This window comes from Clostridium sp. CM037 (assembly GCF_055081095.1).
This window is the reverse complement of the sequence record NZ_CM143650.1, coordinates 278,976-298,861: the sequence shown is the minus strand read 5'-3', so window position 1 is coordinate 298,861 and position 19,886 is coordinate 278,976. Positions and strand designations below refer to the sequence as shown.

Genomic DNA, 19,886 nt, shown 5'->3' with positions numbered 1-19,886 from the left:
TATGAACTTTCTCCTGTGTGGCTTGCAATATGAGCTTGAAACATGAAATTTCATTAAGAAATTCTAATCTTTTCTGCTCTTCTTATTGCAAAGCACCCTGGTGCAAGGTCACTATGGAGAAATCCATACTAATATTTAATATTCATATCAAAAATAAAACTTGAAACTTTAGGATTAAATATGTTTTTTAACTCTTTGGAATTTATATTATAACTAAATATAGCCGTTGGATAGCAGAGTATTTCACTTATCATTACTTCTTTGCTATTTTTAGGCACTCCAGTAAAATATACAAGGCTGTCATCTTTGGACATTTCTACTAAAGCAGGATATGCAATTTTACTTACAATTGAATTGTTATCATTCGCTAAAGTGCTATCTGTTAATATAGTAGTTAAATGCCCTGTATCTAAAGACAACTCATATATACCAACCCCATGATTTTCATTTATATCAGAACCACCGATAAGAACCTTTTTATAATTAGAATTATATGAAAGCGAATCTACTAGTGAAGCTTTTATCGTAGCAATTTTGCTTAATTTATTTCCATTTGAATTTACTTTAAAAATAGTATGAATCAATGGTTTTAGTTGTCCTTCATTTTTTTTCCAACTATTTAATCTTAAGCTATTCGAACAGGTTGATATAAGCAAATTATTATGTTTAATGCTAAAAGTATCTACTTCTCTATCTGAATCAGTATTGTCAATTATGTCATATGATTTTGTTTCAATTTTTATTTTAGCAACCTTAACTATTCCATGAGGAGCATTTAAAAAAAATATTGAATTATCATCCGAAACTCTGGGATGAGCTTTTCCAGACTTATTATCTGTAACTTGGAAATTTTTATTATCCTTTAAATTATGCAAATAAATTTGCCAAGGATCATAATCATTTAAAGTATCTACATAGACTATTTTAGAACTATCCTTATATAAATCACCAGTAATACATACCTGTCTATCAGTTATAAGATATTTCTCAATTTTACTTTTAACATCCAACGATAATATACTACCTTTATTATTCATGGAAAAAGTAGATATAATTAGTTTATCTTGTGATGATTCACATGGCTCATTTTTTTTAGCAGTAATTTTATTGATTAGAATATATCCAACTAACATAACTACCAATAAACTAAAAATCACAATTTTATAACTATTTTTCACCAACCAATTGCCCCCTAAATTCTTGATAACATTTTCTTAAACTATAATCCCATCCTTATATTCTGGAACAATATCTATAATATCTTTTTTGCAACAGTATTCTAAATCTGCTTCTAATCCTAACTGTGTGATCCTTTTATAATGACTTGCATATTTTATAAAACCATGAATATCTTCATTATTCTTATAAATATAATGTGAAGTTACAGCAATATCTGAAAGTTCTACTTCTATTTCTTTTAACACACAATCAATTATGTACCCACTGCATAAGAAATCATCTATAGAAAATTCACCGTAAGTTCCAGCATTGACTATTACTACATCATTATTTAAAGATACTATTCTATTTGCAGTAGCCTTAGCATTAATCATTGCCCCTATTAAGATGTTGCTTGCACCCACGCAGCCTTTTATAGCTTTAGTACCATTAGTTGTAGTCATAACAAGAGTTTTGCCTTCTATAGTGTCTCTAGTGTATTCTAATGGAGAATTGGAATAGTGAAACCCTTCTATTTTTAATGCATTCCTCTCTCCACCAAGCATAAACTCTTCTTTGCTATTTCGCACAATCTCAGCTGCCGCGTCAACTGTTAAAACAGGAATTACGCCTTTGCATCCGTTGTTTATCGCAGTAGTTATTACACTAGTTGCCCTAAGCATATCTATTACTACCACTGTTTTATTTGCTATTTTTTCTTTTTTTATATCATCCGCAGAAATTATTATATCTATTTTCATATGTTTTTCCTCCCCCAATAATTCTTTTTGTCTTATGTGTCGCTGATATAATTATAGTACATATTTCTATTTTATATAACAGTTTAGGATTAAGTAACCGTATAAAGTTCATTTATATGTCCGTTATAAATAAAAACGTCATAACTCTTTATTATTTGTGACATCTAATACGAACCCTACGTACTAAAGATTATACGCATAGTCTCCACAACGATAATCATTTTTATTTCTTTTGTCTTGGCTTGAATTTTGACAACCAAAACCATATTTCATACCCTATGAATGTTCCGACTGTATTCATTAGTACATCATCTAATTCCACAAAACGGCCAGTAAAAGTTTGGAGAAATTCGATCATTACTGAGAATGTGAGACCTATTAAAACTCCATAAATCCATTTATCCCTAAGTTTTTTGAAAACAATCGCTGAAAAGAACCCAAAAGGGATAAATAGTATTATATTTAACAAAATTGCCGGAGATAATCCTTCTTCAAATAAGACAAAACTGAACTGTACATTTCCATCAGATATTGAGGTTGTTCCGAAATTACCACCGATAATACCAGTGATGTTCAAAATCACAAGAACTGTAAGAATCCATGCGAACTCGCATAACATGCCAAGTGGTTTAAATTCAAGCTTTCTTTTAACTAAGGATTTTATACCATTAAATACACAGAAAACAATTAATGCTATACGTATGGAATAATGAAATGCAAATATCCCATTTTGTAAATAAGTATGTAACATATTTATTTCTCCCTTCTTGATTACAGATTATATGAATAATCTTTTGTTCACCTTACATATTTTCCACTTTCGTATTTCTGTTCTGAAGGACTTGAACGGTGCAACAGTATTGATGTGAAACCATTTCCACATTGACCGATTATATGGAGTTGATGAGGACCACTTTCTTTCGCTTTGCTGAAATAATTCGACATCTGTATAACTGTTAATCATTTCAATAATTTGCTGTTCTGCCTTTATAAACATAGTGCATAACTCTTTGAGAGTATATCCCTTGTATTGTTTATAAAAACTTTCATATAACCCACCCAAATCATTCCATTTATAGTTCGGAGTTGGCGTGATAACAATATGTTAATCTATATAAATATATCACTATTATTTCCCATTAAATTATATGCCTTGATAATCATAAGTAATATCTCAATTACTTAGATATTACTTACAACAAAATCACCTTGAATTATTACTTTACCTGTACCTCCAACTTTCACCATAATATCATCATTCTCTCTATAGGCATATATATCAATTGCACACGGGACTTTTACTATATATCCCTGTTCAGCTTTTATTGATATATTTCTTCTATCAGTATAATGATTCTTTAACAAATACGCACCCACTGCTGCATTTCCAATGCCGCATGCCGCATCTTCAATCCCCTCTCTTGGGCATATATTTCTTGTATGAATATTAAATGAGTCATCTTTAGTTTCAAAACAAAACACTTGCACCTCTCTTACACCAATAAAATTACATAGATGTTTTAATTGACTTATGTTCCTTTTAACATTCATTAATCCATCTAAAGATTTTATTGGTACAACTAAGTGGCCTAATCCAGTATTCATACATTGCAGTGGTAAATCATCCATTATGTCATCATCATTAATTCCTAAAACTTTAGCTATTTTATGCTTTTCCTCAATAATTACTCCAAACTTGACAGTTTCTTGTTTCAATTTAACAACAATGTCATTATCCTGCTCCTCGATATTAACTTCTTTTATTCCATCTTTTGTCTTAATCAAATATTTATCTTTTATTATTGGACTTAATTTCCCTGCTTTTCTAAGTGCAATAAATGCAGCAACTGTAGGGTGACCTGCAATTTTGACTTCATTATCTGGAGTAAAATACCTAATATCAAAATCTATTCCATCTTCATCACCTTCGGTAATATACACCGTTTCGACTAAATTAAGTTGACGAGCAATATTTTGCATAACATAATCTTCTAACTCACCTTGATGAATAAATACAGCTGCGGCATTCCCCCCTCGTCCTTTATATGTAAAGCTATTTATTACGCAAAACTTTTTCATTACATCCATTTATGTTTTACTCCCCTTTTATCAATTTGCAATATTATACTTCTGAAATGTCGTTAAAATTTTATAATAAATTTTTAAATTCTTCCTTAGTCATCTTACCCTTATACTCTTTAGTAAATAGAAAAGGTAGGAATACAATAGCACAAAATATTAAACCTAACACTAAATATTTTGATGTTATCACTGTGTCATAGGCGCTACTTTCATTAATAATCATACTATTATTAATTAAATGAATAATTATAACTGACCAAAGGTTTCTAGTTTTCATATAGACAAACCCAAGGAAAATACCAAGAAGAATACAATAGAAAATATGAGATATTACACAGTAAATAGGGGTTGCTGGGCTATATAACATAAAGCAAAGTGGCAAATGCCATACTCCCCATATAAATCCTAATATAATAACGCCAAGTTTTTTACCAAATAAAATTTGTAGTTTTGGCTGTAAGTATTCTCTCCATCCCAGTTCTTCTCCAAAAAATATTATAAAAGATGAAACAACACCAATTGGTACAATAATAGTAAGTAAAGCAATACGCATCATAGTCTTTTTTAGTATTTCAGATAAATTACCATCAACAAGTCCACCAAACATAACTATAATTAATTTAAGTCCAATATACAATAAACCTAATAGTATAACAGTCTTAAAGTTCTTTTTAAAAACCATACTAATTTTTTCAAAACGATTATCTCCGTTAATCATTATTATAGTAAAAGCAAATATACTAGCTATAATTACTAGTGTATTTATAACAATTGATACATGTCCCGGAAAAGCAAAAACTCCAACAACTAAAATAATGATACATAAAACACTAAAAATAATATAGAACGTAAAGAAATCCATTAATCCCTGAGGAATACTATTTTTTTCATAATAAATTCTTATCCCAATAGCCGCTAACGCAGGATAAAGCATCTGTACTATAGCAAATGCTTGGACACCACTCGCATCAATATGTTTATAAACAAAAAACATTATTAGACCCATACCAGATGTAATTGAAAAAGTAGCTAATAAGAATGCTAATATTTCATTTTTAATTTTAGTCAAATTTGTGTCCATAAAATCTCCCCCTCCATAAATTATTTTTAAATAATTAGCTTTTATTCCCACCAAACTGCTACAAACATTATACCACTATTTACCATAGCAAAAAAGAAAACTTCAGTGGAGTATAAATCTCCTTCTGAAGTCTTTATATGATAATTTAATCTTTCTTTTAAAACTTATAATTACAGCGCTTTTGCTCTTTTTGAGATAAGCTCTTTTTTCTTAGAAAATGCTAACGAAAGTATATATTACGCAGAATGCGTTTGAACAAGCCTTAGTAATTCACAATTTATTTTATTTTTAGCATATGCAAATAAAATAAATTTTAGAAGTACTTAGCGATGTGAACGCATTCCAGTAATATATACTTTTCGTTATAGCATACTCTAAGAAAAAAATTCCCCATGCCCTATTCCTTATTTTCTTTCCATATTAAAAAGGCTATAAGAAATACAGATGCATCTTTAAAGTTCCTAATATCAAAATTTGTTTCTTTCTTAATCTTATCCAATCTATAGATCAGGGTATTCCTATGAACATATAGTTTCCTAGCAGCATCACTAATATTAAGACCACAATTTACAAATTGCTCAATAGTTGCTATCATTTCACCATCGAAAGCATCGAATTTGTCTTTTAACATATATAAAAGTTCCTGCTTAATTTTTATGTCTATGTTATAGACGATTTTCTCAAACAACATTTTATTATAACTAAATATATGATCTTTTATATCAAATTTTTTCCCTAGCTGCATACATTGAACAGCATCATTATAAGCTTTTTTAAACTCGTTTATATCATAAGCTCTATCTCCATAACTTAGATAACATTTACAATACAAATCTGATGATATGGATTCCTTTATACTTTCTGTATGTTCTTGTATTTCAGCAAAGTCACCAATTACAATAATACTATCATTATATATTAAACTTACAACTGGTTCTTTATCATATATTTGTTTTATTATGTTGAGAGATTCATAATTACTTCCATCTGAACTTATTAATATGATATAACACCCATCTTTGAGAAAAGGTAAACTGTAATTAATATTATAAATAGAAATTTCTCTATTTTCTAAAATATCAATAACTGCTTGTTCTTTAGTTAAAAAATGCTGGGTATATTTATTTTCAATAACATATTTAAGTAAGAATGTACAATTTTCATACTTCTTCTCTAAACTTATTATGCCTTTAACTCGTCCAAGCATAATAGTAAAGTTAGTTATATTTGAATTTTCAATATTTAAGTCACTAATATATAAAGCAATCCCATCTTCGGTAACTATATCAAATGGTATGTTTGAAGAGTGACTTAAATCCTTCAGGAATTCAGTAAAATTGTACATAGTACGTTTCCCCCTATATTATCGTGTTCTCCGTTTCTTTATCAAATATATGAATTTTATTAGTATCTAAAGCAATCTTAATTTTTTCTCCAACTATAGCTTTGGACGATCCATTTACTCTAGCTACAATACTTGTATTCCCTTTTGACAAATAAATATTAGTCTCCGCACCCATAAGCTCCGTAACGTCAACTTTGGCTTCTATAACTGAATTTTTATTTTTTTCAATAAAGTCAATACCGTCATCAATATCTTCTGGTCTAATTCCCATTATAACAATTTTGCCTATATAGTCTTTTTCTTTTACAGCTTCTGCCTTATCTTTCGGTAATATTATAGTTTCATTATCGAAAGAAAGCACAACTTCACCATATTTTTCTAAAACCTTAGCTTCCATAAAGTTCATTTGAGGACTTCCTATAAACCCAGCAACAAACATATTAACTGGATGTTCATATATGTTATGAGGAGTATCTACTTGTTGCACTAATCCATCTTTCATTACAACTATTCTTGTCCCCATAGTCATAGCTTCTGTTTGATCATGCGTTACGTATACAAAAGTTGTTTGAAGTTTATGATGGAGTTTTGCTATTTCTGTTCTCATTTGAACTCTAAGTTTAGCATCTAAATTCGATAGTGGCTCGTCCATTAAGAATACCTTTGGACTTCTTACTATAGCTCGTCCAAGCGCTACTCTTTGCCTTTGTCCACCTGACAATGCCTTTGGTTTTCTATCAAGCAAATGTTCTATATCAAGGGTTTTAGCTACATCAGTAACCTTTTGTTTTATTTGATCCTTTGGCATTTTTCTTAATTTTAATCCAAATGCCATGTTATCATATACAGTCATATGAGGGTACAATGCATAGTTTTGGAAAACCATTGCTATATCTCTATCTTTGGGTGCCACATCATTTACTAATTTATCTCCAATATATATTTCCCCTTGTGATATCTCTTCAAGACCTGCTATCATTCTCAAAGTTGTTGATTTACCACAACCAGATGGTCCTACAAAAACTATAAATTCTTTATCTTCTATTTCAAGATTAAAATCTTTAACCGCTGTTACATTCCCTGTATAAACCTTGTATATGTGTCTTAATGATAAATTTGACATAATATATACCCCCCTATATGTTTCTATATATATATATTAAACCTTTAAAAGTTATTTATCTATTTGCAAAACACACAAAAATTGTAAAGTTAATTTGTAGAAAGACACAACTGACCCTTTATTAAATTATCACCTGCGGTGCTGCAACATCTTCACAGAAGATGCATTGACGACTTCAGAAGGAGATTTATACTCCCACTGAAGTTTCTCTTTGTTATTGTATGTAACTCCCACTCATAAAAGTGGGAGACTTTCCTTCTGAAATGTCGTCAAACCCTAATTCTTAAAATTTTTGCCTTGATATAAATCTAATTCCTTTAATCTGTTATCTATTCCATTTAAAACTTCCCATTTTTTCAAACTCCACATAGGACCTATTAGTAACTCCCTTGGTGCGTCGCCTGTTAATCTATGAATAACCATATTAGGTGGAAGCATAGTAATTGACGTACAAATTATATCTATATACTCATCTTGCTGCAAAAACTTCAGCTTTTCTTGTTTGTAAAGGCTAACCATAGGGGTATCTTCCATAAGATGAAGTAGATGCATTTTTATACCCTTTATATTTTTATGTGCCACGTAGTCTATGGTTTTTAGCATGTCCTCCCTACTCTCTCCAGGAAGCCCAAAAATGGTATGCACCACCACATCAATGTTTCTCTTATTAAGCTCACTTAGAGCCTCCTCAAATCTCACTAATTTATATCCCCGATTAATAATTTTTGCGCTTTCATCACTACTAGTTTGAAGCCCTAGTTCTACCCATGTGTATACTCTATTAGAATATTCCTCTATAAGATCTAATACCGCATCGTCTAAACAATCAGGCCTTGTAGCTATAGCAAGAGCCACCACTCCTTCTTGTGATACTGCCTCCTCATATTTTTCTCTTAATACATCGATATTTGCATAAGTATTTGTATAAGCCTGAAAATAAGCAATGTATTTCCCTGTTTTCCATTTTTTATTCATCATAACCTTTATATCTTCAAATTGCTTTGTAATAGAAAAATCCCTATTCCCAGCAAAATCTCCTGAGCCCCTTTCGCTACAAAACAAACACCCTCCACTACTAATAGTCCCATCTCTATTTGGACAAGAAAATCCAGCGTCCAAAGCAATTTTAAAAACCTTATTACCGAACTTGTCCCTTAAAAAATAATTTAAACTGTGATATCTTTTGTCACTCCATATTTTCTGCACTAATATCATCCTTTCTTTATTTAAAGACCATTTAAATAAACTAACTAGTCGTAAGACTAGTTAGTTATTTGAAGATTCAAGCCCTATATCAATTATACCTTATAGTCTATGAACAGTGCATTATTTATAATTTATCTACGGTAAAAGTCTTTAAATCAAGTTTCCATTTACCAATTATATCTGCTTCTGGACTGTTAACATTTGGTTTAGGCATTACTTCATAAGTCATAGTATCCTCACCAAAAGAAGAAAATACTATTTGAACTTTTTCTATAGGATAGTCTTTTTCAAAATTAACAGGAATCATCTCTCCATTATCTACATTATAAACTCTAATGTATTTGCCCTTTTTTTCCTTATTATACTGTACAATCAAAAATTTTTCATCTAAGGAGAATGTCATAAATTCTACTTTACAATCAATCAATAAATCTATTGAAATTAATTCCTTTCCAATTGGTTTTTCCTTGGCTATTTCACCAGATCCTCCACCTTGCGGGGACTCCTCAGTTGGATTTGTAGCACTTCCCTGAACTGCTAGAGATTGATCAATGTTAACAATACCAATAAATGAGTTTTTGTTATAAGTACTAACTGCAAGTTTATCTCCTTCATAACTGAAATTTATGGAGCTGAATTCTTTTATAGGCACCACTACTTTATATAATCGTGCTCCATCATCTTTCGAATATACATATTTAGGAAACCCTGCTTTATCAATAATTAAATTGGTTTTTACATTTTTTTTATCTCTAAATCTAATACCCATGTCCTCCACAAAAGCTTCATTTTGTGGTGTATTGGTTATTTCGCTTATTTTATATTCAGCCCCATCTTTAACAATTCTAATAGAATATTCATCAAGGCATGACTGAGAGCTATCCATCGATGTTCTTGTAACTCTAACCTTAAAAACCCCGCTTCTACCAACCTCATTGCTTTCTGTAACCTTATAACCTTTTATCTTCATATCACTAATTGGCATATTAGAAACTTTTTCAGACAATTCCTTACTATATAGTTTTTTACCATTTTCATAATCTTCCTTCATTATGAAATTCATATAACTCTCAACTACATTAGTTGCAGTTTTAATTTCAAAAGCATTAACTTTTGGCTTTTCTTTATTCTCTTTTTTTGAACATGATGTAAAAGACAAAATACAACACGCTATTAACAAACAACTTAAAATTTTTTTCAATATTTTCACTCCCTTTAATCCAATTTTAATTTAATTATGGAAATTATAATTACTTTTATACTTAGGATTTATAAAATTAAATTCATTATGCTAATTATAGTTTCCCTCTAAATAAATTTTTAATTTATAAAATCATCATTTATTATTAAAATCATTATTTATTATTAAACAATGCACATATATTTAGAAAGACAATCATCTTATTTAAGTATGACTATTAATTTAATAATTTTGTGGGGGAGATTTTTTGAAAAAAACAATTGGTCAAATGTTTCAAATTTCAGCTGTATTTATCGGAACAATAGTTGGTGCAGGCCTTGCTTCCGGTCAGGAAATAACTCAATTTTTCAGTACTTATGGGTATATGAGCTTCTGGGGAATCCTCATATGTGGTTTAATCTATATTTTAATAAGTTCTATTATAATTTCTATTAGCCTAAAACATAAATTAAGCTCCTATACTGAGCTTATAACCCTTATAAGCCCCGGTTTTTTTGGTGTAATTACCGATGTTTTCACAAGTTTTTTCTTAATTAGTGGAGCCTCCATAATATTAGCTGGAAGCGGTGCGCTTCTTCATCAATATTTTGGTGTTTCAAAATGGGTAGGAATTTTACTTATGTCTGTAATCTCTTTATATACTTTACTTAAAGATACCAAAGGATTAATAACGATAAATTCCTTTATAGTACCTGCTCTTACTACAATCATTGTAACTATATTTGTTTTGTATTTAGTATTCTACAAAGATATAGTAAGCGCTTCCTATATAAAACAAATCCCCTCTTATAAAACCCAAATTGTCCCTGTTCAATGGTTTTTTTCAGCCGTGCTCTATGCCAGTTATAACATGCTATCCTGTAGTGGTGTTCTAGTCCCAATAAGTCAAGAAGTAAAACATAAACGTATTCTTATTCCCGGAGTTATAATAGGCGCTATAGTTTTAACCATATTATGTTATTTTGTTAATGTGATGCTTTTATTAAACATTCCTCAAATTTTTAAATATGAAATTCCACTTCTATATATTACAAACCGTTTTGGCACACTAATGCAGATTCTTCTGCTTTGTGTAATTTTTTGTGAAATGTTTTCAACTGAAGTTTCTAATATATATAGCGTAGGCAAGACCCTTGAGAAGAAGTTTAATATTTCTTATAAAAAAGCGGTCATATTAATACTTATTATATCTTTGCCTATTTCTCAAATTGGCTTTAAAAATTTAATTAAAGTCCTTTATCCTGGCTTCGGTGCAATAAGTTTTATTTTTTTGATTCAATGTATTCTATTTTATAGAAAAACTTCTAAAAAACAGAATTGACATTATATATATTGCGCTGTACAGTTCTTATATATTCTAAAGATTTAAATTATAAAACAAGGAGATAAAGATGATTAATAAAGGCACTAGAGAATTAGATAGTTCATATTTTTTAAACTTGTTAAAAAAATGCAATTTATGTCCTAGGAAATGTTTTGTTAATAGATTAGGTGGAGAATTTGGCTTTTGTAGAGCTTCTAATGATGTAAAAATAGCTAAAGCTTCCCTGCATCACTGGGAAGAACCCTGTATTTCTGGCGTAAATGGCTCTGGAACTGTATTCTTTTCCAATTGTAATCTGAAATGTGTATTTTGTCAGAATCATAAGATAAGCCGTGAAGATGCTGGGAAAACGGTATCTATATATCGCCTTAGTGAAATTTTTTTGGAGCAGCAGGAAAGAGGGGCCCTTAATATAAATTTAGTTACCCCTACTCACTATGTACCCCAAATAATAGAAGCCTTGAAACTTGCTAAAAATAAAGGCCTTAATATTCCTATTCTCTATAATTCAAGTGGCTATGAAAATATAGATACCATTAAAATGCTTCGAGGGTTTATTGATGTTTATTTACCAGACTTAAAATATTGTAGCAATAAATATGCTATTAAATATTCAAAAGCGCCTAATTATTTTATTGTAGCTTCCGCCGCTATTACTGAAATGGTTTCGCAAGTAGGAGAAGTCAAATTTGATGCTGATGGGATAATTCAAAAGGGAGTAATCATTAGGCACCTTATGCTACCAGGCTTATTATTTGATTCTAAGAAAATAATAGATTTTATATATAGCACCTTTAATGATTCAGTATATATCAGCTTAATGAATCAATATACCCCTATGCAAGTCGCAATTAATTATCCTGAAATAAACAAGAAAGTAAACCCTAATCATTATGATGCTCTAATTGAGTACTGCTTAAACCTAGGCATCACCAAGTGCTTTATTCAAGAAAGCGAAAGCTCATCTTCGACTTTCGTACCTGACTTTGATTTAAGCGGAGTATAATGCTAAAAGGTCCCCATGATTTTAATCATGGGGACCTTTTAGCATATAATCATTCTATATAGATTGCGCTTTGATCTTTATTAAAATCAAACTTTAGATTCTTAAAAGAAAAATACAATACACAAGCGAATATTATGCCTGCAAGCACATCTACAAAATAATGTTGCTTTATAAACATAGTAGATAGAATTATAAAAACAGCTGCAATAACACAGATTATTTTAATAGATTTAAAAACCTTTTCCGATTCATAAATATATAAAGCTACTAACACTGAATTTAAAACATGAATGCTTGGAAAACAGTTATAAGGATTATCAGCCATGTATAAACTTAAAACCAAATTACTAAAGAAATCCGTTCCTGTTATCATGGGCCTTGGAACACACGTTGGGTAAACATAATATATTATATAACATGTAATCATACCCATATTTAAAGTTATAAGTAGCTTTAGATACCTTCCTTTATCTACTATACATAGGATAGTCGCAAAAATTGCTATAAATATATACCAAGATATATAAGGTAATATAAAAAATTTATTAAAGGGGATGAGTTTATCTACAAAAGTAAATAGGTCGTTAGTATCTCCTCTATATTGGTTTAACATTGGATATGTCATACTTATTAATGGTATACTTAGTCCCAGTAGGCCTCTTTTAATAATATCCTTCCATTCTTGTAGCGCTACCTTCTTTTGTAGTTGTTCCATTTTATCTCCTCCTTCCCGCCTTAATAAAAGCTATATTTTATACCTTAAACTCTACTCTATCTAACCTTGCAATTATCTTAATGTCATTATGTTTAACTGTATCAGTTCTTAATGAAACTCTATTGCTTATTAACAATATTTTATTACTATCTAATTTTTTTATTTGTCTTAACACTCTTTCTCCATTGTAATCCACTAGCGAAATAGCATTATTTTCTATTTCATGTGTCAAATGAGCAAAAGCAATGTCCCCACTACAAATTCTAAACCCAAGCATATCGTCATTCTCTATTTCTAAAAACAATACTTTATCTTGAGCATATCCTTCTACTTTATTTGATATTATTGGCATTTGTTTTACACCTATTGCTTTAGCTAAATCATATTTATAAATAGAAACATCTTTTAACACTGAGCTAAACGCATCATTCCATACCTCGTTTACTTTTCCCACGCTAGGTCTTTCGAGCTTTGGTTTTCTTTCTTCTACATACTCAGCGGCTTGAAATGATACAGATGTATCTTCAATTTCTTCCCCTAAGATTTTAGATATTTTTTCTAAAAATTTCTCGTTTATAATCTTTTTTCCCATTTCAACTTCATTAATAAAATTTTCAGAAACTCCGATTTTTTTACCTAATTGTTTTTGACTTATCGCTTTTGATTCTCTTACCTCTTTAATTCTATCTCCTGCTCTGCTCATAATTCTCCACCCTTCCAATTAAATCATCTCCTGCGGAGCTGGATTAACGACTTCAGAAGGATATTTATACTCCCACTTGTAGAAGTGGGCGACTTTCCTCCTGAAATGTTGTTAAATCATCTCCTGCGGAGCTGAAATGTCGTTGAATAATTTTCCCTAAAATATAAATCTCCTGCTATCTTGCAGAAGATTTATATTTTGTGCCACATGCCTTATTCCATTTTTCTATAGGCTTCTCTTTCTTCAATTAGATGTTGCATAAGATAATTAACCGTCCAGTTCATAGATGTTGGTGTTACAGCGGCTAGTATAGTATCACTGCTTTTAATTTGCCTTATACTATCAATTAAATCATACAGTTCCTTGTCTTTATAACTATTAAATAGAAGTAATTTTTCGTGGGGTAGTTCGATTTTATTTTTTTCACTTTCTATATTCTCTAATACTTCTTTAATTGTTACATTGCCCATATTTTTCTCAATTACTTTGCAAGGTAACATATTTTGTTTTGATAGTAAACTATTAAGTTTTTCTTCTTCATCCTCGTTTAGTCCATATGCAAGGATAAGTTTTTCATTAATAAACTCCACAATATATACCCCCTACAATTTAATATTTTTATTACATTTTTTTTGGCTGATCATACTCAATTCCTAAAGTATCAACGCTCATGCTTTTTATTCTTTGTACCTTAAGTGGCATATCTCTAAAATCTCTTTCTACCTTAGCTATTTCTAAAGCATGCTCCATACCCTCAGTTACTTTTCCAAAAGCTGCATAACTTCCATCTAAATGATAAGAATTAGCTACCATAACAAAAAACTGGCTTCCTGCTGAATCTGAATCATTAGATCTAGCCATTGATAGAACACCAACTGAATGCTTTAAATCATTTTTAAATTTATTAGAAGAAAACTCACCTTTTATTGAATAATCTGGTCCACCAACACCTGTTCCCTCAGGGCAGCCACCTTGAATCATAAATCCTGGAATTACCCTATGAAAAGTAAGTCCGTTATAAAATCCCTTGTTTATAAGACTTATAAAATTATTTACCGTGTTAGGTGCAACTTCTGGGAACAATTCAGCCTTTATTACTTTTCCATTTTCCATATTAATTGTTACTATTGGATTCATATATTTATCTCTCCTTCTATTATGTATTCATTATAAATTATATCACATTTTATGTTATTTACTAATTTTTATATATAAGCCGTATATTTAGTAATCTAAAAAAATAACTAGTAACTCCCCTAGTTATTTTTTTAGATGATGAGCCTTGTAAAAAGTTAAATAACTTGATGACCGACACTTATTTGCAAAATCATTTTTTCTTGAGGGTTCTCTAATTTTATATGAATGTTACCTCCAGGAAGTATTATTAGAAAATGTTCATCTAGCATGTCTACCTCTCGATCTTTTTCAATATTTACTGTATCTATTTCTAAGTTTCCGTAAGCCTCCGCTATATTGTATTCATATCCAATGTTTAAACTACCAAAGTTAGTTATATTTTCTAACTGTTTATCCTCATTTGCAATGATTAAATGTGCGATATTTTTATTTTCTTCGGATTTACATACTAGATGATTTATAATACATAAACAATCACTTTGAACTGGATTATTGATAATTATACAATTAATTTTTTTTGCTTCTTCAATTTCCATATTAAATATATCCTGACCTATATGGTGTTCATTATTATTTTTTAATTGAAATACTCTGATTTTATCACCTTATTTCTGTTGTTCTTTGTATAGTTTAGTCTATTCTTATAGTCATGATATTGCTATACTTAATTCAAAATAAAATATGTAACATCTTCATGTTTTTTAGTCACAAATACACATTATATTAAATAATATATTATTAAGTCTATGCATTAAATTCAGACTGCCCCATAAAAAGGAGGAATATTATGCCTTCCGCACCCAATTTGGACAAAATTAAAGATTCAATAAGCAATAGTTTAGATATTATATCAAACAAGTCTGAATATTTTATTGAAATATCAAAACTTAAATATAAAATCCATTCTGAAGAGAACAGTATGGAAGATCTCTACAAAGATATAGGAAAAGAACTGTACGCAATTTTTAAAACTAATAATCACATTGATGACTCCCTTTTAGATTATTGTAAGACATTAAAAAAAATAGAAGCCCGAATAAAAAATCTAGAAAAAAAGCTCAATAAAATTGATAATAAAAAATAAATAAAAAAGTATATATTACTATTAATGCATTCATTTCGCTATGAACTACTAATTTCAATGCATTATACGTAATATATACTTTGTTTTGCGCATGAAAATATTTGTTATTTATTTTAACGTACCCTGTTATGTAATTACATCCATGCCTTCAGCATGTAGTTTATTTAAATGTCTTATCTCTACAAAAATAAACACGGCTGTTATAATTGAAGCTAATGCATCTGAACTAGGTCCCGATAACCATACACCATCTAATCCAAAGAACCTTGGCAGAATAAATAGTAATGGTATGAGGAGTATTACTTGTCTGCTTAATCCTAAAAATATGGATATTTTAGCTTTACCTATAGCTTGGAAGTAGTTCGAACTAACTATTTGAAATCCTATTATAGGGAGCATAAACAGGTATATTCTAATGCCATGGCTACCTATTACTATTAGTTCTGGATCCTTATTAAACAAACTTATAATTTGTTTTGGAAATACCTGTATAATTATAAATCCAGTTGTAGTAATAGTTGTAGCTGCGATTATTGCTAATCTTAGGGCATGTTTTACTCGTCCATAGTTTTTTGATCCATAATTGTATCCGATAATTGGTTGACACCCTTGGTTAATTCCGAAAGTAGGCATTAACACCATCATCACCACACTCATAATAACTCCCATGGCTCCGAGTGCCATGTCCCCACCATATTTAACTAAACTTCTATTAGAAATAATAGACACTATACTTGCAGCAAGTTGCATTGAAAATGGCGACATACCTATAGCAAAAATGCTTTTTACAACCTTAGCATCTAATTTTAAATTTTTACAGCGTATTTTTAGCACACTATTCCCACCAAAGAAATAGGATAATACCCATATCATACTTACAGCCTGAGAAAGAATAGTTGCAATAGCTGCACCTCTAGTTCCCATATGAAAAACAAAAATAAAAATTGGATCTAAAATTGTATTTAATACTCCCCCAATCAACATTGTAACCATAGCTGCTCGCGGGTTACCCTCAGACCTTATTATATTATTCAGTCCAAATCCTACACTTTGAAATATTCCGCCTATAAGTATTATTGTTATGTATTCCTTAGCATATGGCAATATATCTTTACTCGCTCCAATTTTAAGTAACAGGGGTTCTAAAAATATAAGCCCTAAAATAGTTACTACAATTGAAAGTATAATAAGAAGAGTAAAGGCATTTCCTAAGATATGTTCTGCCTCTTCTTTTTTTTGTTGTCCAAGTTTAATAGATATAAGTGCGGCGCTTCCAATTCCCACAAGCATTGCAAACGCCATAATCATAATAGCAATAGGAAATGTAACTGTAACTCCTGATAGTGCAAGTTTTCCTATTCCTCTTCCTATAAATATTCTATCTACAACATTATATAAACCATTAACTAGCATTCCTATAATGGCAGGAATTGAAAACCTCATAAGTAATTTACCTATATTTTCCTCTCCTAATTGTTTTGAGCTATCCAAAAAATCTCCTCCTCGTATGTATAATTATATAATCTTATCACAAAAGCTATCATTAATACAAAAAAGTATATAATATTACAAATTAGTTTAACGATATTTTAGAAGGAAAGTCCTCCTCTTCTATAAGATGGGGTTACGGACTATAACAAATAAAAAACTTCAGAAGGAGTATAAATCTCCTTCTGAAGTCGTCGATGCATTATCTCCGTACCCCTTTAATTTAATTATAAATTTGCAACCTTTATCTATATCGTGCCCTAAATATATACTTCCTCCATGCTTTTCAATTATTGCCTTTGATATTGCAAGTCCAAGTCCTGTACCACCATTTTTAGAGTTTCTCGTAGAGTCTACTCTAACAAAAGGCTCAAAAATATCTCCTTCAAATTCCTTAGATATTCCTACTCCATCATCTTCAATAATAATTACAGCCGTGCCATCATCTATTAACAGCTTGATACTAATAGTAATCCCTGGACCATTGTATTTAATACTATTTAGTATAATGTTACTTATAGCTCTATCTAAATTTTTTCTATCAAACGGTATTTCAACTTCATCTTCGGTAATATCAAATTCATATTGAACACCTTTTTGCTCCATCATTGGAACATACCCGGCAATAAGTTCTCTTAAAAACTCGCCTACATCATGATTTCCTATATCTAATTTATATTCCGTACTTTCAACACGAGAAAATTCAAAAAGATCTTGAATTAAGTCATTTGCTCGTCTACTATTATTATTAATAACTTTTAATAACTTATTTTTATCTTCTGATGAGATGTCCTCATTTTCTAATAAGAATTCTGAATACCCCAATATACTTGTTAATGGATTTTTTAAATCATGAGATATATCAAGAATCATCCTCTTCCTGTTATGTTCCGCTTTTTTCTTTAGTAGCTTTTCTTGCTGTATTTTTTCAGCCATTAGATTAAAAGCATCTTTTAGTTGACCTATTTCATTCAAAGAATTAATTTCAACTCGCGCTGAATATTCTCCATTTTTTATAGTATTAACCCCTTGTAATAGTTTTTTTAATGGTTTAACAAAAATCCTTGATGTAAGTTTAGAATAAAGTACCATTGTAGATATTAAAAATATAAATATTATAAAGGGAAATATATTTAAAAAAATATGTCTTGTATTTTTAGGTTTAGTGGCTTCTTCTATTTGCTCTTTATGTTCAAGCCCCCAGGTATATGCGTCAAAAATACTGTCAGGCATAGCAGTTATTAAAATAAAGTCTTTATTTTCGCCATATTTACTAGAATAAAAATAACCATCTTTTAAATTATTAGTAATCATATCATTATAATAATCTAGTGAGTACTTAAATCCTGCTTTATGGTTACTTCCATTTTCCATCACAATAACTAGGTTTTTATCAAGCACTTCAACATATCCCTTATGTTTTATAAAATTCGTTACATTAATATCCTTATAATTTTGTTTTATCATATACTGTGCTGTAGCCTTATCCGTTGATGGATCAACATAATCAATAGAAATGTAAAAAAATAAAGCACCCATGGCTAGCATAAATATTGCAATTATAATAGCCAAAAATAAAATGTAATTTTTAAATAATTGAGTTTCCATCTTCTTACTTTTAAAATATGTTGCTATCTTTTTTAATTTATTTCTATTAATCATGGTTCTTCTCCATTTTATATCCTATACCTCTTATTGTTTTTAAATATTTAGGATTTTTAGGATCGTCTTCAATTTTCTCTCTAATATGGCTTATATGCACCATAATAGTATTAGAATCTCCATAATATGTATCACCCCAAACTATTTCATATAACTGTTTTTTGGTGTATACCTTTCCTGGATTCTCTAAAATAAACCCAAGCAGCCTATATTCCTTTGGATTTAAAACTATCTCTATATTGTTTTTATAAATAATACAACTTTCCTTGTCTAGCATCAACTCTCCAATTATTATTCCAGTTTTATAAGTTTTATTAGAATATTTATAATACCGTCGTAGCTGAGCCTTAACTCGTGCAATTATTTCAATGGGACTAAAAGGTTTTAATACATAATCATCAGCCCCTAGTCCAAGACCAAGGATTTTATCCGACTCTTCTTCTCTTGCAGTAATAAAAATCACCGGTATTTCGCTAGTTTCCCTAATCTTTTTTAAAACCTTGAATCCATCAATTTTCGGAATCATAACATCAAGTAGTGCAATATCTATATCTTTATTTTCAAATATATTTAAAGCTTGCATACCATCTTCTGCTGTGAAAATTTGATACCCTTCTTTTGATAAATGAATCTCTAGCAATTCTCTAATATCCTGTTCATCTTCTACAATTAGAATATTCATCATGTATCTCCCCCCAGCTTATATACATTGTACCTCTAAACTGCGCTTCAACTCAAATAAAAAAATAAAAAAGTATATATTACTGGTGCTCGCTCAAATGCATTTTCCATAATATATACCTTTCTCAG

General features: G+C 29.9%; 21 protein-coding genes. 3 read left to right on the top strand and 18 right to left on the bottom strand.

Annotation, left to right across the window (positions count from 1 at the left end; all coding sequences use genetic code 11):
- Positions 1-128: 128 nt before the first annotated feature.
- From ACWJKP_RS01550 to ACWJKP_RS01505, 10 genes are all read right to left on the bottom strand, one after another.
- Positions 129-1,178 (bottom strand): TolB-like translocation protein, encoded by a 1,050-nt coding sequence (locus ACWJKP_RS01550; protein ID WP_411955900.1) that lies wholly within the window; start codon positions 1,176-1,178, stop codon positions 129-131.
- Positions 1,179-1,214: 36 nt separating this feature from the next.
- On the bottom strand, positions 1,215-1,919 hold the full coding sequence (locus ACWJKP_RS01545; protein WP_165412358.1) for a 2-phosphosulfolactate phosphatase family protein: 705 nt from the start codon (positions 1,917-1,919) through the stop codon (positions 1,215-1,217).
- Positions 1,920-2,142: 223 nt separating this feature from the next.
- The gene (locus tag ACWJKP_RS01540; RefSeq protein ID WP_165412359.1) at positions 2,143-2,670 is read right to left on the bottom strand and encodes a VanZ family protein; all 528 of its coding nucleotides are present in this window, start codon (positions 2,668-2,670) and stop codon (positions 2,143-2,145) included.
- Between the two features lie 27 nt (positions 2,671-2,697).
- Positions 2,698-3,015 carry a ClbS/DfsB family four-helix bundle protein gene (locus ACWJKP_RS01535; RefSeq protein ID WP_462961673.1) on the bottom strand — a complete coding sequence of 106 codons (318 nt, stop codon included), beginning with the start codon at positions 3,013-3,015 and terminating at the stop codon, positions 2,698-2,700.
- An 86-nt stretch (positions 3,016-3,101) separates the two neighbouring features.
- Complete coding sequence (locus ACWJKP_RS01530; protein ID WP_165412360.1) at positions 3,102-4,007, bottom strand: PhzF family phenazine biosynthesis protein; 906 nt, start codon at positions 4,005-4,007, stop codon at positions 3,102-3,104.
- Positions 4,008-4,068: 61 nt separating this feature from the next.
- The gene (locus ACWJKP_RS01525) at positions 4,069-5,082 is read right to left on the bottom strand and encodes a CPBP family intramembrane glutamic endopeptidase (protein WP_462961382.1); all 1,014 of its coding nucleotides are present in this window, start codon (positions 5,080-5,082) and stop codon (positions 4,069-4,071) included.
- A gap of 397 nt (positions 5,083-5,479) precedes the next feature.
- The gene (locus ACWJKP_RS01520; RefSeq protein WP_165412361.1) at positions 5,480-6,427 is read right to left on the bottom strand and encodes a PucR family transcriptional regulator; all 948 of its coding nucleotides are present in this window, start codon (positions 6,425-6,427) and stop codon (positions 5,480-5,482) included.
- Positions 6,428-6,440: 13 nt separating this feature from the next.
- Positions 6,441-7,550 carry an ABC transporter ATP-binding protein gene (locus tag ACWJKP_RS01515; protein ID WP_165412362.1) on the bottom strand — a complete coding sequence of 370 codons (1,110 nt, stop codon included), beginning with the start codon at positions 7,548-7,550 and terminating at the stop codon, positions 6,441-6,443.
- Positions 7,551-7,826: 276 nt separating this feature from the next.
- Positions 7,827-8,765 carry a tRNA modification radical SAM protein MnmL/YtqA gene (gene mnmL / locus ACWJKP_RS01510; protein WP_263492425.1) on the bottom strand — a complete coding sequence of 313 codons (939 nt, stop codon included), beginning with the start codon at positions 8,763-8,765 and terminating at the stop codon, positions 7,827-7,829.
- A 115-nt stretch (positions 8,766-8,880) separates the two neighbouring features.
- Positions 8,881-9,957 carry a hypothetical protein gene (locus tag ACWJKP_RS01505; protein ID WP_462961381.1) on the bottom strand — a complete coding sequence of 359 codons (1,077 nt, stop codon included), beginning with the start codon at positions 9,955-9,957 and terminating at the stop codon, positions 8,881-8,883.
- Positions 9,958-10,225: 268 nt separating this feature from the next.
- Between ACWJKP_RS01505 and ACWJKP_RS01500 the strand changes: the two genes are divergently transcribed.
- Positions 10,226-11,278, top strand: a complete 1,053-nt coding sequence (locus ACWJKP_RS01500) for a YkvI family membrane protein (RefSeq protein ID WP_165412407.1) — start codon at positions 10,226-10,228, stop codon at positions 11,276-11,278.
- A gap of 70 nt (positions 11,279-11,348) precedes the next feature.
- A complete protein-coding gene (locus tag ACWJKP_RS01495) occupies positions 11,349-12,287 on the top strand; it encodes a radical SAM protein (protein ID WP_165412365.1) in 939 nt (312 codons plus the stop codon).
- A 49-nt stretch (positions 12,288-12,336) separates the two neighbouring features.
- Here ACWJKP_RS01495 and ACWJKP_RS01490 read toward each other — a convergent pair whose 3' ends face one another.
- The 5 genes from ACWJKP_RS01490 to ACWJKP_RS01470 all read right to left on the bottom strand — a co-directional run bounded on the left by ACWJKP_RS01490 (position 12,337) and on the right by ACWJKP_RS01470 (position 15,378).
- Positions 12,337-13,002 carry a phosphatase PAP2 family protein gene (locus tag ACWJKP_RS01490; RefSeq protein WP_165412366.1) on the bottom strand — a complete coding sequence of 222 codons (666 nt, stop codon included), beginning with the start codon at positions 13,000-13,002 and terminating at the stop codon, positions 12,337-12,339.
- Between the two features lie 37 nt (positions 13,003-13,039).
- A complete protein-coding gene (locus tag ACWJKP_RS01485; RefSeq protein WP_165412367.1) occupies positions 13,040-13,705 on the bottom strand; it encodes a S24 family peptidase in 666 nt (221 codons plus the stop codon).
- Between the two features lie 212 nt (positions 13,706-13,917).
- Entirely contained in the window at positions 13,918-14,295 is a 378-nt protein-coding gene (locus tag ACWJKP_RS01480) for a DUF3783 domain-containing protein (RefSeq protein WP_165412368.1), read from the bottom strand.
- 31 nt (positions 14,296-14,326) lie between these two features.
- Positions 14,327-14,842 (bottom strand): peptidylprolyl isomerase, encoded by a 516-nt coding sequence (locus tag ACWJKP_RS01475; RefSeq protein WP_462961380.1) that lies wholly within the window; start codon positions 14,840-14,842, stop codon positions 14,327-14,329.
- Between the two features lie 155 nt (positions 14,843-14,997).
- Positions 14,998-15,378 carry a hypothetical protein gene (locus ACWJKP_RS01470; RefSeq protein WP_165412370.1) on the bottom strand — a complete coding sequence of 127 codons (381 nt, stop codon included), beginning with the start codon at positions 15,376-15,378 and terminating at the stop codon, positions 14,998-15,000.
- A 251-nt stretch (positions 15,379-15,629) separates the two neighbouring features.
- Here ACWJKP_RS01470 and ACWJKP_RS01465 point away from each other — a divergent pair, with 251 nt between their 5' ends.
- A complete protein-coding gene (locus ACWJKP_RS01465; RefSeq protein ID WP_165412371.1) occupies positions 15,630-15,926 on the top strand; it encodes a zinc ribbon domain-containing protein in 297 nt (98 codons plus the stop codon).
- A 126-nt stretch (positions 15,927-16,052) separates the two neighbouring features.
- Here the strand turns inward: ACWJKP_RS01465 and ACWJKP_RS01460 are convergent, their stop codons facing one another.
- From ACWJKP_RS01460 to ACWJKP_RS01450, 3 genes are all read right to left on the bottom strand, one after another.
- Positions 16,053-17,417: an MATE family efflux transporter gene (locus ACWJKP_RS01460; RefSeq protein WP_165412372.1), complete on the bottom strand. Its 1,365-nt coding sequence runs from the start codon at positions 17,415-17,417 to the stop codon at positions 16,053-16,055.
- Positions 17,418-17,576: 159 nt separating this feature from the next.
- A complete protein-coding gene (locus ACWJKP_RS01455) occupies positions 17,577-19,076 on the bottom strand; it encodes a HAMP domain-containing sensor histidine kinase (RefSeq protein WP_165412373.1) in 1,500 nt (499 codons plus the stop codon).
- Entirely contained in the window at positions 19,069-19,758 is a 690-nt protein-coding gene (locus tag ACWJKP_RS01450) for a response regulator transcription factor (RefSeq protein WP_165412408.1), read from the bottom strand. Before ACWJKP_RS01450 ends, ACWJKP_RS01455 begins: the two co-directional genes overlap by 8 nt.
- Positions 19,759-19,886: the final 128 nt, after the last annotated feature.

Bases quoted from the DNA above. Each gene is read 5' to 3' on its own strand.
- ACWJKP_RS01545 (WP_165412358.1), bottom strand. From the start codon at position 1,919: ATGAAAATAGATATAATAATTTCTGCGGATGATATAAAAAAAGAAAAA.
- ACWJKP_RS01540 (WP_165412359.1), bottom strand. From the start codon at position 2,670: ATGTTACATACTTATTTACAAAATGGGATATTTGCATTTCATTATTCC.
- ACWJKP_RS01530 (WP_165412360.1), bottom strand. From the start codon at position 4,007: ATGGATGTAATGAAAAAGTTTTGCGTAATAAATAGCTTTACATATAAA.
- ACWJKP_RS01525 (WP_462961382.1), bottom strand. From the start codon at position 5,082: ATGGACACAAATTTGACTAAAATTAAAAATGAAATATTAGCATTCTTA.
- ACWJKP_RS01520 (WP_165412361.1), bottom strand. From the start codon at position 6,427: ATGTACAATTTTACTGAATTCCTGAAGGATTTAAGTCACTCTTCAAAC.
- ACWJKP_RS01515 (WP_165412362.1), bottom strand. From the start codon at position 7,550: ATGTCAAATTTATCATTAAGACACATATACAAGGTTTATACAGGGAAT.
- mnmL (WP_263492425.1), bottom strand. From the start codon at position 8,765: ATGATATTAGTGCAGAAAATATGGAGTGACAAAAGATATCACAGTTTA.
- ACWJKP_RS01500 (WP_165412407.1), top strand. From the start codon at position 10,226: ATGTTTCAAATTTCAGCTGTATTTATCGGAACAATAGTTGGTGCAGGC.
- ACWJKP_RS01495 (WP_165412365.1), top strand. From the start codon at position 11,349: ATGATTAATAAAGGCACTAGAGAATTAGATAGTTCATATTTTTTAAAC.
- ACWJKP_RS01490 (WP_165412366.1), bottom strand. From the start codon at position 13,002: ATGGAACAACTACAAAAGAAGGTAGCGCTACAAGAATGGAAGGATATT.
- ACWJKP_RS01485 (WP_165412367.1), bottom strand. From the start codon at position 13,705: ATGAGCAGAGCAGGAGATAGAATTAAAGAGGTAAGAGAATCAAAAGCG.
- ACWJKP_RS01475 (WP_462961380.1), bottom strand. From the start codon at position 14,842: ATGAATCCAATAGTAACAATTAATATGGAAAATGGAAAAGTAATAAAG.
- ACWJKP_RS01470 (WP_165412370.1), bottom strand. From the start codon at position 15,378: ATGGAAATTGAAGAAGCAAAAAAAATTAATTGTATAATTATCAATAAT.
- ACWJKP_RS01465 (WP_165412371.1), top strand. From the start codon at position 15,630: ATGCCTTCCGCACCCAATTTGGACAAAATTAAAGATTCAATAAGCAAT.
- ACWJKP_RS01455 (WP_165412373.1), bottom strand. From the start codon at position 19,076: ATGATTAATAGAAATAAATTAAAAAAGATAGCAACATATTTTAAAAGT.
- ACWJKP_RS01450 (WP_165412408.1), bottom strand. From the start codon at position 19,758: ATGAATATTCTAATTGTAGAAGATGAACAGGATATTAGAGAATTGCTA.